This is a genomic window from Bombella mellum (genome assembly GCF_014048465.1).
Taxonomy (GTDB): domain Bacteria; phylum Pseudomonadota; class Alphaproteobacteria; order Acetobacterales; family Acetobacteraceae; genus Bombella; species Bombella mellum.
This window is the reverse complement of record NZ_PDLY01000003.1, coordinates 19,899-35,066: the sequence shown is the minus strand read 5'-3', so window position 1 is coordinate 35,066 and position 15,168 is coordinate 19,899. Positions and strand designations below refer to the sequence as shown.

8 protein-coding genes are annotated in these 15,168 nt (G+C 62.3%); 2 read left to right on the top strand and 6 right to left on the bottom strand.

Annotated elements, in window-relative coordinates; genetic code table 11:
• Positions 1–81: 81 nt before the first annotated feature.
• The gene (locus CPA56_RS05025; RefSeq protein ID WP_182040953.1) at positions 82–2,805 is read left to right on the top strand and encodes a M16 family metallopeptidase; all 2,724 of its coding nucleotides are present in this window, start codon (positions 82–84) and stop codon (positions 2,803–2,805) included.
• A gap of 98 nt (positions 2,806–2,903) precedes the next feature.
• Here the strand turns inward: CPA56_RS05025 and CPA56_RS05020 are convergent, their stop codons facing one another.
• The 6 genes from CPA56_RS05020 to aroA all read right to left on the bottom strand — a co-directional run bounded on the left by CPA56_RS05020 (position 2,904) and on the right by aroA (position 14,547).
• Positions 2,904–3,929 carry a CgeB family protein gene (locus CPA56_RS05020; protein ID WP_182040952.1) on the bottom strand — a complete coding sequence of 342 codons (1,026 nt, stop codon included), beginning with the start codon at positions 3,927–3,929 and terminating at the stop codon, positions 2,904–2,906.
• A gap of 33 nt (positions 3,930–3,962) precedes the next feature.
• On the bottom strand, positions 3,963–6,983 hold the full coding sequence (locus CPA56_RS05015) for a glycosyltransferase (protein WP_182040951.1): 3,021 nt from the start codon (positions 6,981–6,983) through the stop codon (positions 3,963–3,965).
• The gene (locus tag CPA56_RS05010) at positions 6,980–10,369 is read right to left on the bottom strand and encodes a glycosyltransferase (RefSeq protein ID WP_182040950.1); all 3,390 of its coding nucleotides are present in this window, start codon (positions 10,367–10,369) and stop codon (positions 6,980–6,982) included. The genes CPA56_RS05015 and CPA56_RS05010 overlap by 4 nt, the downstream gene beginning before the upstream one ends.
• A gap of 231 nt (positions 10,370–10,600) precedes the next feature.
• Entirely contained in the window at positions 10,601–12,310 is a 1,710-nt protein-coding gene (gene rpsA / locus CPA56_RS05005) for a 30S ribosomal protein S1 (protein ID WP_182040949.1), read from the bottom strand.
• A gap of 258 nt (positions 12,311–12,568) precedes the next feature.
• Entirely contained in the window at positions 12,569–13,222 is a 654-nt protein-coding gene (cmk, locus tag CPA56_RS05000; RefSeq protein WP_182040948.1) for a (d)CMP kinase, read from the bottom strand.
• On the bottom strand, positions 13,219–14,547 hold the full coding sequence (gene aroA, locus CPA56_RS04995) for a 3-phosphoshikimate 1-carboxyvinyltransferase (protein ID WP_182040947.1): 1,329 nt from the start codon (positions 14,545–14,547) through the stop codon (positions 13,219–13,221). Before aroA ends, cmk begins: the two co-directional genes overlap by 4 nt.
• Before the next feature lie 227 nt (positions 14,548–14,774).
• Between aroA and CPA56_RS04990 the strand changes: the two genes are divergently transcribed.
• On the top strand, positions 14,775–15,092 hold the full coding sequence (locus CPA56_RS04990; RefSeq protein WP_182040946.1) for an FYDLN acid domain-containing protein: 318 nt from the start codon (positions 14,775–14,777) through the stop codon (positions 15,090–15,092).
• Positions 15,093–15,168: the final 76 nt, after the last annotated feature.

Genomic DNA, 15,168 nt, shown 5'->3' with positions numbered 1-15,168 from the left:
AACACGCCCTCTTGACGATATGTAACCGACACACCGAAAACAGACGACAACCTTCCCCTGCTGAAAGGATGCGTAGCCCTCATGGCTCTGCCCGCTTCACTGCTCCGTCCGGCCCTTCTTGCGGCCACCCTTCTCACCACGGGCCTCACGGCCCTGCCCGCCCTGGCCGATACGGCAGCCCAGCCTGCCCCCGGGCAGGCCACCACCACCGCCAGTGATGAGGAAGGCGTCACACGGGCCACCCTGAAAAACGGCCTGCGTGTCATCATCGTCCAGAACCATCTGGCCCCGGTCGTGCAGACCATGATGAATTACGAGGTCGGGTCCGTCGATGCCCCGAAAGGGTTCCCCGGCACGGCCCATGCGCTGGAACACATGATGTTCAATGGCTCGAAGTCCCTCAGCAGGGACCAGCTTGCCGCACTCAGCGCACGGCTCGGCAACAACGACAATGCCGACACGACGGCGGATGTCACCCAGTATTACTTCACCGCCCCTGCCAGTGATCTGGACATCCTCCTGCGCATCGAGGCAGGCCGCATGGAGGGCCTGACCCTGAGCGGAGATGAATGGGCGCATGAACGGGGTGCCATCGAGCAGGAAGTCTCCCGTGACCTCTCCAGCCCGATCTACCGCTATCTCTCGCAGGTGCGGGGCCTGCTCTACAAGGGCACGCCCTACGAGGCCGATGCGCTGGGCAGCCGCCCATCCTTCGACAGCACGACCATTGACCAGCTGCGAAAGTTCTACGAGAGCTGGTATGCTCCGAACAACGCCGTGCTGGTCATCACCGGGGATGTGGACCCGACCGAGACCCTGAAGAAGGTGGAAGCCGCCTTTGGTACCCTCCCGGCCCGCACCCTGCCGGACCGCCCGCAGGTCACGCCGAAACCCGTCACCCATCAGGCCCTCTCCCTGCCGACGGACCTGCCCGCCGGACTGGTCACCCTGGCCTGGCAGATGCCCGGGCAGCGTGATCCCCGCTTTGCCGCAGCAACCCTTCTGGCGGACGTGCTGGCCAGCCAGCGTGGCGACCTGTTCGCCCTGGTGCCGCAGGGCAAGGCCCTTGAGACGGGCTTCATGTACGATCCGGAAGCACAGGGAGGCATCGCCACGGCCTATGCCGTGTTCCCGCAGGGCGGCGACCCCGACCCCGTCCGGGTGAAGATGGCCTCCATTCTGGAAAATTACCGCTCCTCCGGCCTGCCCTCGGACCTCATCGAGGCAGCCCGGCGGCGTGAGATCGCCGCACTGGAATTCAACGCCAACAGCATCAGCGGGCAGGCCGAAAGCTGGTCACAGGCCGTGGCCATCCAGCATCTGCACAATCCTCGTGACATGATCCGGGCCTTCCAGAAGGTCACCAAGGCGGACATTGACGCCCTGGCCCAGGAATGGCTGGACCCCAACCACGCCATCAGTGCCACGCTGACGCCCAGCAACTCCGGCAAGCCGCTGGCGGACAAGGGCTTCGGCGGAGCTGAATCCTTTGCCAACCCGCCCAAGGAGCATGTCACCCTGCCGGACTGGGCCGAGAAAGCCCTCGCCCGCCTGACCCTGCCACCGGCCTCTCCCCAGCCTTACGCCACGACGCTGCCAAACGGCCTGCGGCTGATCGTCCAGCCCGAACATGTGAGCCACACGATCGAGCTGTACGGCACCATCCGCCAGAATCCCGCCCTGGAGCAGCCCCCGGGCAAGGAAGGCGTGGCCGCCCTGACGGACCGGCTCTTCCTGTATGGCAGCACGCAGCATGACCGTCTGGCTCTGGCCCGTGCCCTTGATGACATTTCTGCCGAGGAGGAAGCGGGCAGCAGCTTCAGCCTCAGTACCCTGACGGACTCTTTCAGCCAGGGCCTGTCCCTGCTGGCCGAGCATGAACTGCACCCTGCCTTCCCCGAACAGGCCTTCACCATCACACGGGAGCAGGAGGCCAGCAGCCAGCAGGGGACGCTGAAATCCCCCGCCTACCATTTCGGACGGGCCATCAAGAAGGCTCTGGTCCCGGCCAAGGACCCCACCCTGCGGGAGGCCACGCCTGAGACCATCCGGGCACTCCGGCTCAGTGACGTGAACGCCTATTACAGGCTGGCCTACCGGCCTGACCTGACGACCATCGTCATCATCGGCGACATCACGCCTGAAGAGGCCGTCAGCAAAATCACGGCTGCCTTTGGCGGCTGGCAGGCCAAAGGCACGGCCCCGCAGGTCGATCTGCCACCCGTGCCCCCGAGCCGTGCCAGCAGGGCCGTCGTGGCCGACCCGGGCCGCTCGCAGGACAAGGTGACCCTGACCGAGACACTGGGGCTGACCGTCACCAATCAGGACCGCCATGCCCTAGCCGTGGGCAACACCATCCTGGGGGATGGCTTCTCCTCCCTCCTGATGCAGGACCTCCGTGTCAGGACCGGCTATGTCTATGGTGTAGGCAGCGGCCTGACCTATGGCCGTACGCGCAGCAGCTTTTCCATCACCTTTGGGGCGGACCCGGCCAAGGTCTCCGCAGCCCAGGCCCTCGCCATGAAGGACCTGAACAGGCTGAGGACAAAACCGGTTTCTGACGAGACTCTGGACCTCGCCAAGGCCAGCCTGCTCCGCAGCTTCCCGATGAACCGGGCCAGCTTCGACTCCCTTGCCGGTCTCTGGCTCTCCCTCATTGATCTGGACCTGCCGCTGGACAGCCCGGACCAGGCGGCCAAGGCGGTTTACGAGATGAAGGCCGTGGACGTGCAGCAGGCCTTCGCCCGGTGGATCCGCCCGGCGGACATGTCCCGCATCATCATGGGACCTGCCCCGACCAGATGAGGGCCTCTCCACCCTGCATCAGAACAGAAAAGGGCACCCAAACCGGGTGCCCTTTTTTCATGCCTTCCGGCAAATTCCAGCTCACGGAACGCCGTGAATCAGAGCAGCTTCTCTTCCATCAGATATTCCACCGCCTGAAGGATACGATTGCCATACAGATGTTCCTTCATGGTGCGTTCCTGCGCCTTCTTGGCCATCTCGAAACGCTTCCTGTCATCATTGAGGTACAGCCTCACGATCCGCTCGAAATCATCCCGGTTCGAGAAAACCGGAATTTCGTCCGCATCATAATACCGGCGCAGCTCATACGTTTCCTCATGGAACACCTGGAACGCCCCGGCAGCGGCAGCCTCGAACGTGCGTGGCCCCGGTGTGGACGGTGAAATCATGAAGCGTTTGTTCTCAAAATGGAGGGAACGCCCCAGATTCAGGACAAGACGGGAGCGGCTGTAAAGATCGATTAGCTGCTGCTTCTCGATCCGGGCATCAGAGAAACCGACCCCCATCTCGCCCCAGCCCGGCCCGATGATGCGGATGTTGAGCTGCTGGAGAACCGGCATCAGGTTGCCGATGACCTCCTTGCGGGAGCTGAAAGCCACACCGCAGAAAAGCACGTCGATGGTCTTCTCCACCTGCCGGTCGATCGGCACGTAGTGCAGCTTCGGGCAGGCCCCCAGCGGCAGATGGAACACCCGGTCACGCTGGTAGAAGTGATGCCCCCAGTGATCGCAGGAAAAGATCACGTCGAAATCATTGCTGATCTGATAATGAGCATCCTGCTCGTAGGGGTCCTCGGTCGCCCAGAACGTCGTCACGGCCCCGACCTTCTTGGCGGCACGGGAAATCTCGCCGTAATAGGTACTCTCCGGCAGGTAAGACCCCATGGCAAAGACCAGGGTCGGCTTCAGGGTGTCGATGGCTGCGGCAGCCGTCGTCACATGCACGGCAATCACGTTCCCCTTGCCGAAGCAGTCTTCCAGACCATCCATGATGGTGGCCCGCACCTGGGCATTGGCGTGGCTCTCATAACGGCCACCGCTACAGAGGAGAACCCTGTGCGTCTTCCTGGCCTTAGCGTTTTTCTGACTGTCCGTCACGGCGGCCTGCTTCTTACCTGCACTCATCTGTCATTCACCCCCACAACTCCTCACCCTGCGTCAGTTCAGGGAGGCATCCACAATCTGTTTCAATCTGTTTCTGAACTGCTCCAGATCAGTATCACGCCTTACCGCCTCCAGGGCGGACTGGCGGACACGCTGCCAGAGTGCTCCATCACCATAGAGACGCTCCACCGCAGCGGCAAAGCCTGCCGGGTCATCCGCCGCTGCACAGAGCAGGCTCTCCCCGGCCTTCCAGCCCACTTCCTGCTGGAGCAGGTCGGTCACGACCATGGGCAGGCCCCGTGCCGCCGCTTCGTGCACCTTGAAAGGCAGTCCACCGGCAAAACGGGTCGGTGCCACGAACACCCTGTACCGGTCGAACAGGGCATCCAGATCGTCCACCGCCCCCAGAATCTCGACACGGGGATGACGGCCCAGTGGAGTCATGTCCACCGAAGGATGGACATGACCGGCCACATGCAGGCAGACATCCTCGGGCAGAGCCTTCAGGAGGGGCATGACCTCCTCCACGAACCACATCATACTGTCATAATTTGGGGATCGCTCACAATGGAAGGCCCCCAGGAAAAGAATGTCCTTCCTCTCCCCATATAGCCGGGATGTCGGAGCAGGCTTCATGCCATGCCCCAGCACCATCACGTTCGGATAACCGGCACGGCGGACCAGCTCCGCATCATGCTCCGTCACGGCCACGATCTGCTGGCAGTAATGGGCGCAGCGCAGCTCCTCGGCCAGCAGCCGGTCCAGCTCCTTTTCCTCCTCATCGGCCGTCATGACCCGTGCGGGCTGTCCGTCCGGCGTCAGGCCCGTCACCTTCTGCTGGAGAAGCGTTCTCGGAGCCGCCACCACTTCCGTATCCAGCACGGAGCCACAATGCGGCAGGAAGCGGCTTGCCTCGTTCAGCAGGGGCAGGAGACGGGCCATGTTGTGGGTCCGCCCCACCCAGAGCAGGTCATAATAGCCCGCCCGCTCTTCCAGAAAGGCCAGCAGGGTGGACATGTCCTGATTGAAGACCAGCTCCACCTCCTCCGGGAAGTCACGATAGAGCAGGAACGGCCGCACCTCCTCCCGCATGACAGGAAAGACCGTCACGTGATAGTCCAGTGCCACCAGTGCCCGGACGATGTCATTCGACCGCACGTAGCCCGACCCCAGCCCCCGCAGGGGGATGCGGTCCTCGATCAGCAGGACACGCTGACGCTCCGGCCTGCGCCGCTCACGCCCCAGCAGGGCATTGCGGATATGCTGGGGCTGCTGCTGCCGCAGGAATTCCTGATGCTGCTGGGCGAACACCTTCCAGTGCCGCTGGATCAGCTGATGGGAACCACTCTGCCCGGAGCTGCCGAACTCCAGATGTTCGACCATCGCCAGAGGCTCATAGACGATGCGTGCTCCGATCTTCTGGAGCCGGACGCACAGGTCCGTATCCTCGAAATAGGCAGGCCAGTACCGGGTGTCATACCCGCCAAGCCGCCGGAGCAGCCCCGTTCTCACCAGCAGGAACGCCGCCGAGCCGTAATCGACCTCACGGCTGAAACTCGCCTCCGGAATGTTGGGATCGTCCTGCCGCCGGTAGCCGTAGGTCGCCCCGTCCCTCCAGATGATGGACCCGGCCTCCTGAAGATACAGGTTGGTCCGCACCAGCCGGGCCGCCACGGCTCCCGTGGTCTCCAGGCGGTACAGACGCTTCAGGGCATGATGCAGGGCATCGGGATAGAGCCGGACATCGTTGTTGAGATACAGGACGGCCGGAGCCGTGACATGCTCCAGTGCCTCATTGCAACCCAGCAGGTACCCGACATTGACCCTGTGGCGCAGAATGATGGCTCCCTCCACAAGCTCTTCCAGCCCGGACGTTTCATCACGGGACCCTGAATCGACGATGATGAGTTCGATCGCCCCGTCATACCCGGCCCGAAGGGACGCCAGAGCCTGAAGGGTCAGATCGATCTGGTCATGCACGACCATGATGACGCTGACCTCCGCCATCCCCCGCACCCGGAAATCCAGCTTCTGACGGGCAAGGGCGGGCAGATACAGGGCCGCCTCATCCCGGAACAGCTGACGGGTCTGGTCCTCATCCAGCGGCGGCTCTTCCTGCCCGACCGGAACGGCCTGACCATGCTTCTCCGCCACCAGACGGGCGAAAGGACTGTCATGGACACCTCCCTCGCAATCCGACCAGACGAGCGGATGGCGTCTGTAAAGGGCCAGGTCGATCCCCTCTGCCGGAGACCGTCCCTCATGGGCACCGAACAGGACAAAATGTTCATAGCCGTTCCGCAGCCCGCCAGCACCGAGGGACGGAAGGATGTCCGGGGAGGTCCGGCGGTAATAGGCCTCGTCAAACCAGGGAGAGGGGCTGAACTCATCCGGTGTCGGATTGGTCAGGTAATGATGCAGGGCGTTGCCATACTCCCCGGCGGCAATGGCCTCCTTCACCTGCGGATAGGTCTCCAGATACCACGCCGCATCGAAATACCACGACATCGGCATGGAATCAGCGACATGCGCAGGCAGGACCAGCCACGAGGCGAGCAGCCCCTCCGGCCCGAACCACTCCGCATGATGCCGGGCCATCTTCTGGAGCAGACCGACATCAACAAACGGCCCGGCCCGGAAACCGTGGGCCTCACCATAGGACAGGTAATGGTCATATCCGTTGCAGAAGCCACGTTCGGCCAGATGCTGATCCGTCAGTTCCAGATGGCGGCGACGGTAGGCAACCTCATCAAACAGCCAGTGCGGGGAGAGGCTGCGGAACCCCTCCATGCAGTAATGTTCGAAGCCGGATTTCCAGCGTTTTTCCAGCAGGGCACGACGGACTTCCGGATAGGTCTGGCGATACCAGACCTCGTCAAAATACCGGTTGGGAGAATGGCCCCTGTGGCAGCCGATCTCCTCGTAAAAGAGCCGTGCATCACTGTATCCGTACTGATGCATCAGCTCCTTCACGTCGGCATGACGCAGAAGATACCATTCGTCATGAAATTCTAGCCAGCGGGGGGACAGCCCCCCTGCCGGCGTGGCCTCCGGGCCTGACACGACCGAGCTCATTGGCTGGACTGTCGGTCAGACAGGTCCAGCACCAGCCGCCTGATGCGGGCCTGCTGCTCTTCCGTCGCCTCCTCATGATAGATGGCCTGGCAGCGTACACCTTCCACATGCAGGCAGATGTCCGTCACGGCCAGGGCAAAATTCTCCCCGATGACGTTCACGATGGCCAGACGCCAGACACCGGTCATCGGTGCGGTGCGGCCCTTCCAGGGGCGCAGCGTCCCCTCGAACCCGGAGCAGAGCGGTGCATCATGGTGGGCACGCCGTACGTCATCACGGGCGAAACGCGACATGGCGAACAGGACGACCTCGTCCCTGTCATCGCTCACCATGGCCGTATAGACCATCCCGGCACGGCCATGCCCGGCCATGAAGCTCCAGCCCCGCAGCTCCACGCCACCCAGATCGTCAGTCAGGGCGGTCACGTCCACCGCCTCCGCTTCCTCACCGGCCGTGATGAGTTCAAGCCGGTCGATGAAGTGGAACTGGACCCCCTGCTCCTGCGCAAACAGACGTCCCCGCGGGAAACGGGCGAGCGGAACACCCCGCAGCACGGTGTCGTCATTCACGACCCTGTGGAAGTCGCTCAGGATGATGTCATTGTCCGGCCTGCATGCCCGGATACTCTTGATCTTGCCGCCTTCGACCTCAAGACCGTAGGACAGCATCTGGAACGCACCCCGGCCATTGATGGAATTGATGACACCGATGCGGTACCACCCCTCACACCACTTGCCCCGCAGGGCCGCCTTGGCGGAGAAGCCGGACCGGCGGGGAACGTCGTTGCCGAACAGGTCCGAAATGTCGGTACGGATCTCACGCTCGCTCTTCAGGAAGATGAGCGGGCTGTTCCTGTCCCCGTTGATGAGCACGACATGAATCTGCCCTGACGTGGTCACGCCCGGCAGGAACAGCCAGCCACGGAGATGGAACTCGTCCGCCGGCTGGAAGGTCTTCTCCGCACCCTCGACCAGCACGTGGTGGCAGATGTCATCCAGATAGCAGTTTGCCCCCTGAATGGCGAACCAGTCATTGATATGCGGCGGCAGGCTGATGGCAAGGTCCCGCACCAGCGGCGGGTCAAAGATGTGCCGGGGCGGAGCCTGGTTCTTCCATGAGGAAATGGGCAGAAGGTTGATCTGGCCAGCATCCAGCATGAGGTCGGAGACACCAAGCAGCCGCCGTGGGGCCAGGTCATGATAGAGCTTCAGCAGGCCCTCGGTATACTCACCCTCATGCGTCCACAGGTCGGGCGTGATGGCTTTCATCATCGCCTTGCGGATGTCTTCGGACGACCGCAGAAGCTCCAGACGCTCCAGCACCCTGTCCGGGCGGCTGATGGGCACCTTGAAGCCGTTGACACCATCCTTCACCCGATCATCCAGGGCACCGACATTCGTCACGATCGGCACAAGCCCGTACTGCCAGGCCTCGGACAGGGAAATGCAGTACGTCTCGGGCCATATGGACAGGAACAGGGCCACGTCAGCCTTTTTCATGACATCCGTGTTGCCGACGTCATACCGCCCGTGAACCGTCACGTTGGGTCGGCTCATCATGCTTTCCATGACGGTCTGGTAGTCCGGATGGATGTAGCCGAGGATGTGGAAGTGGAAATGCTCCGGATGGGCCGCCTCGATCAGGGAGATGATGCTGTCAGCCCCCTTGGTACGGGCAAAGTTGCCGACCACCGCCACACCCATGGGGCGGCCATCCAGAGGCCGGTACTCGTTGGGGACGACCGGCAGCGTCACGTCAGGGCTGGGAATGCCGTTTATCAGGCTGATTTTCCGGTCCAGCACAGGGTAGACATGGTGGAAGAAATCACGGGAATGTTTCGTCCCGAACATGATCGCATCCACATGATGCAGCATCCGGTCCACGAAGGCACGGCGTGTCTGCTCCCCGCCATACTCGATCCCCTCGGCTAGCTTCAGCATGATGTCCATCGCCAGAACGGAGCCGAACTCTCCCTCGGAATAGCGCATGTCCTGATTCAGGAGATTGTAGCGTGAAGAGACCAGCCAGAAATCATGGGCCGAGAACAGGACACCCGCCCCGCTGGCCTTGGCGATGAGCGGCAGTGACAGGGCATGATGCCCGAGATGCTGGAAGTGGACGACATCCACATTATACTGGCTCAGGACGCTGGAGAAGGCCGTCTCCTCCTGTGCATCGCAGACGATGTCGTCCCAGCCACGCTCGACGATGTCGAAACGCTCCAGTTCATGTCCGTTGGCCGAGAGAAGACGACAGTACGTGCCCCGGCGCAGCCAGAAAAAGAACTCGACGTCCCGGCCAAGGAAGGAACACAGCTCCCGCTGGTAGACCTCGACCCCACCCCAGACCTGCTCATGGATGGTGGAATGCGTACAGAAGAGCACCCGCAGCCGGTTGCGCCGTGGGGTCGGCACGACCTTGGATGGTGCACAGCGGCCGAAATCCGCCTCCGTCACCGTCTGGATGGCCTTGAGACGGTGCGTGTAGAGATGCTGGCTGAGCACCGACTTCTGGGCCGCCGTGGCGGAACGCTGCCTCAGCTTGCTGTCATCCAGCAGCTTCGCAATCTGCTCGACAACCTCATCATCATCATGCGCCAGATGAATGCCATCCACACTCCTGAAGTGCTCAACATCCATGCCGGAGGCAACCTCGACTACCTGCGCCGTACCGGCCAGACCCAGCTCGAAGTAGCGTGGGCCGGGGGCCGTCGCTTGGCTGACATCACCGTGGCTGGCATAGTCACGGAACATGGTCAGCGTCACGGCACTGACATTGGCAAAGTCGATGAACGCCTCATGGCTGACAGGCCGCTGGAGAGCCAGGGCGGCAATGTCATCAGGCAGGGGCGGCAGATATTCGTTGCTCGGGCAGACGAGTTTCAGCCGCACGTCCGGGAAACTGGCCAGAACACGCCGCAGGGTGCGCACCCGGTTCGGCCACATCGTGCCGGCAAAGAACAGGTCATAGTCACAGTCCGCCCTGTTCCTGACCGGGCGTTCGTGCAGGCTCGGACTGGCGGCCAGTGGCAGATAATGCCCCTTGCCCTGATAGACCTCCACGGAGGCGGGGTCATTCGTGAAAATGTAATCGAAAAGCGGCACGAGCTGGGCGTTGACGTCCTGCATGAACGGGTCTTCAAACGTCCACAGGATCACGGTCTTGAAGGCGGACCGCACGCGGCGGATCAGAGCCTGGTTGAGACGCTGCCCGTCGATGCAGAGCAGGGTGTCATGCTGGCCGGAGGCCGCCGCACCTGCCAGGCTCATGTTGTCAGCGACGAAAATGTTCTCTTTCCCAAAGAGCTCTTCTGCCGCACGCTGTATCGCAAGTGTCAGATAAGCATTCGGGTTATGGGTATAATTTGTATTATAGATAATTGCCATTAATAACCCCACACCATGAAGCAGACCCTATCTTACAGCCCGCCCGCACCTGGCAGACCGCAATAACGGCTTAATTACAACAAAAACACCCTCTTATGGAGCACGCTCCTGACAGGGATTTATCACCATTACCAGCGTGAAACAATAAAAGGGTGGTCGTTGGACCACCCTTTTATTATCCCGATCCAGAGAAAATAATCCTGTATTTTCCCTTATCTAGGAGATGCTCTCTCAGTCTTCCGTGCTGCGACGACGGATGGCCGCACCAAGGATGTCACCGAGGGACGCACCGGAGTCAGAAGAGCCGTACTCGCTGATGGCCTGCTTGTCTTCCTCGACCTCACGACCACGGATGGTCAGGGACAGCTTGCGGGAAGAACGGTCCAGACCGACCACCTTGGCATCGACCTTCTCGCCAACGGCGAAGCGTTCCGGACGCTGCTCGCTCTTGTCACGGGCCAGCTCGCCACGGCGGATGAAGCCCGTCAGGACGTCATCGACCTTGACCTCGATCCCGTTGCTCTGGACGGCGGTCACGACGCAGGTGACGACATCACCCTTGTTGATGCGGTCCAGAACATCGGCAGCCGGGTCTTCCTGAAGCTGCTTGATGCCCAGGGAGATGCGTTCCTTCTCGGCATCCACGTCGAGAACCTTGGCCTGGACGACCTGGCCCTTCTCGTAACGCTTCATGACCTCTTCGCCGGACTCATCCCAGGACAGGTCGGACATGTGGACCATGCCGTCGATGTCGGCGGACAGGCCGATGAACAGACCGAACTCGGTGATGTTACGGATCTCGCCTTCGATGACGGAGCCAACCTTGTGCTCCTCAGCGAACTGCTCCCACGGGTTGCGCTGAACCTGCTTCAGGCCCAGGGAGATGCGACGCTTTGCGCTGTCCACATCCAGCACCATGACCTCGACCTCCTGGGAGGTGGCCACGATCTTGCCCGGATGGACGTTCTTCTTCGTCCAGGACATTTCGGAGACGTGAACCAGACCTTCAACGCCCGGCTCCAGCTCGACGAATGCACCGTAGTCCGTGATGTTGGTCACGCGGCCCGTGAAGCGGGCATTGACCGGATACTTGACGGCCACGTTCTCCCACGGATCAGCCTCGAGCTGCTTCATGCCCAGGGAGATGCGCTGCGTGTCGGAGTTGAAACGGATCACCTGCACACGGACAGGCTGGCCGATCTGAAGGGCTTCAGACGGATGGTTGATGCGCTTCCAGGCGATGTCGGTGACATGCAGCAGGCCATCAACGCCGCCGAGATCAACGAACGCACCGTAATCGGTGATGTTCTTGACGACACCATCGAGGATCATGCCTTCCTTCAGGCCCTGGATCAGCTCGGAACGCTGCTCGGCACGGGTCTCTTCCAGAACGGCACGACGTGACACGACGATGTTGCCACGGGCACGGTCCATCTTCAGGATCTGGAACGGCTGCGGCTGGCCCATCAGCGGCCCGACGTCACGTACGGGGCGGATGTCCACCTGGCTGCCCGGCAGGAAGGCCATGGCACCACCCAGATCGACCGTGAAGCCACCCTTCACACGGCCATAGATCGTGCCGTTGACACGCTGGTTGTGAGCGAAGGCACTCTCCAGAGCGGTCCATGCCTCTTCACGGCGGGCCTTCTCACGGGAGAGCACGATGGAACCGTCACGGTCCTCGTAACGCTCGATGAACAGCTCGAACACGTCACCCGGCTTCACATCCGGGGTCGTGCCCACAGGGCCGAACTCACGCAGGGCCACACGCCCTTCGCTCTTCAGGCCGACATCGACAATGGCGTGATCGTCTGTCAGACGGATGACACGACCGCGTACGACGGTACCGTCAAACGCACTGTCGCTGCCCAGTGTCTCTTCCAGCAGAGCAGCAAAATCTTCTTTACCGTGTTCCGGTGTATTCTGAGTGGCAGAAGCCATGTATTTCCAGCATTCCAGAGTGCCGCAGCCTGTGCCCGGCACCCAGCCATGCGCCGCATCCCCCGGCCACGCAGAAATCAGGACGGACCGGAAAAAACGACGTCTCCTCCCGGCTCCACAGCCCGGAGCGGAAGTCGTCATCAATCACTTGCCCCATGCCGGACGGCACGAAGGGCCACGATGCCGTGGGCTGTACGGCATCACATACACCCTCACCAACACGCATAAAGGGGGGGCTGTCAACACCGAAGATATGAATCAGCGCCGGATGATGCCCTTCTCCTGCAGAATGTGGCAGACACGGTCCAGCACGCCCGCAGCATCAAGATCATCCGTGACGATCCGCACGGCATCCTCGGCAGGCCGGAGGGGGGCCGTCTCACGGGCCGCATCCTGCTGGTCCCGGGCGTTGATGGCCGCCACCTCCTCCGCCAGAACGGCCGAGTCGGTGCATGGATGGCCATGACGCTGCATGTACCGCCGCTGCGCCCGGACCTCCGGTGACGCCGTGATGAAAAACTTGGCTGAGGCATCAGGAAACACGACCGTGCCGATGTCCCTTCCATCCACAACGGCACCCCGGGCACGCCCGAAATGACGCTGCCGCTCCAGCAGGGCCTCCCGGACCTCCGGATGACGGGCCACGGCGGAGGCGGCACGATCCACCTCCGGCTCCCGCAGGTCGGTCCGGCGCATGTCCTCCGGGACAAGCTGGCGGGCCTGTTCCGGCCCGTCATGGGCCGGGTCGCCACCCTGGTCCAGCACCCGGCGGGCCACGGCCCGATACAGCAGCCCCGTGTCCAGATAGGGCAGCTCCAGCGTGTCCGCCAGCTGGCGGGCCAGCGTGCCCTTGCCCGCTGCGGCGGGACCATCAATGGCGATGACCGGATATTTCATGCCCCGCCTGCTCATGCCTCCAGCCCCGCACCGAGGCCGTTCATCAGGGACACGAAGCCGGGGAAACTGGTCTCGATGAAGGCTGTGTCATCAATATGGACGGGCTTCTCTGCCGCCAGCCCCAGCACGGCGGCACTCATGGCCAGCCGGTGATCCATGTGGGTCTGGACCCTGCCGCCACCGGGCAGGGTTTTCTGCCCCTCGATGATCAGGTCATCCCCTTCGACATGCACCTTCGCCCCGTTGGCCTCCAGCAGGGCCACGGTGGAGGCCAGACGGTCACTCTCCTTCACCCGCAGCTCAGCAAGACCCCGCAGACGGGATGTGCCCTCCGCAAACGCACAGGCCACAGCCAGAACCGGATATTCGTCAATCATGGACGGCACCCGCACGGCCGGAACATCGACCGCCTTCAGCCGGCCTGCACGCACATGCAGGTCCCCGATGACCTCGCCACCTTCAGTCCGTTCATCACGGACTTCCAGAGAGGCTCCCATTTCCTTCAGGGTCCTGAACAGACCGGTCCGCAGAGGATTCTGACCCACGGCCTCGACGACGATCTCCGACCCCGGCACCAGCAGGGCCGCCACGACCGGGAACGCCGCCGATGACGGGTCCCCCGGCACCAGCACGTCCTGCGCCACGAGACGGGCCGGACCTTTCAGCGTGATGCGCCGCCCGGCTCCGGGCAGCTCCTCGACCTTCACCTCCGTGCCGAAATGACGCAGCATGTTCTCGGTATGATCACGGGTCGGGGCAGGCTCTTCCACAACCGTCTCACCCTCACAGTTCAGACCGGCAAGAAGGATGGCGGACTTCACCTGCGCCGAGGCCACCGGCAGACGGTAATGCAGCGGTTTCCCGCTGCCCGTTCCTTCCACGGCCATGGGCAGCTTCTGGCCCGCACGGGTCACGAATCGTGCCCCCATCTCGGCCAGCGGAACACTGACACGCCCCATCGGGCGGCTGCGCAGTGAGGCGTCGCCGGTCATGATGCTCATGAAGGGGTGCGTCGCCAGAACGCCGCTAAGCAGCCGGGCAGCCGTACCGGAATTGCCCATGTCCAGCACGTCCGCAGGCTCTTTCAGCCCCGCAACACCACAGCCATCCACGACCCAGCAGGTCTCCTCCCGCACGACACTGGCCCCGAGGGCACGCATGGCCTCGGCGGTCCGCAGTACGTCCTCACCTTCCAGCAGGCCGGTAATGTGGGTCCGTCCCTCGGCAAGGGCGGCAAACATCAGCGCACGATGGCTGATGGATTTGTCTCCGGGAACACGGACCCGTCCCGCCAGCCCGGCCGGGGCGGAAGAAACGGTCAAGGGACGCTGTGCTGTCATAGGCCTGCTTCACATCATCAGGGGTGGATCATTTCATGTGAGACCAGATTACTCCATTCATCCGGAAAAGTCTGTCCCCTTCATGCGGCAATTCTGCCTGCGGGAACAGGACAGGGAGCGGGAGTTTGCCCCCTCTTCCGCCAGAGGGAGAAATATTTGACAGCGGGGCGTTTCGGTGGCATGGCCCAGACACTTCATCTTTTGTGGCAATACGGGCATTCAACATTATGGCAAAACCAGAACTTGGTCTGAAACGGACATGCGTCGATTGTAATGCACGCTTCTATGATCTGAACCGCGTGCCTGCCGTCTGCCCGAAATGCGGGACAACCCAGCCGACCAACCTCTCCCGCCTGAAGAAGGAAGAGGAACTGGCGGACGAGAAGGACAAGAATCTCGCCCAGGAAGACCATGAGGATGATGTGGACATCGACACCGGCGATGACGATGATGTCATTTCCGATGATGATGACTTGGATGATGACGATGATATCAGCAAGGACATCGAAGTCTCGACCGACAAGGATGACCGCGACGATTCATGAGGGCTGCCGCCCTTCTCATGGGAACGGCCGCCTCCGGTGGTCCGTCCCTCTGCGTCAGAGCCGCATTCCTGCATGG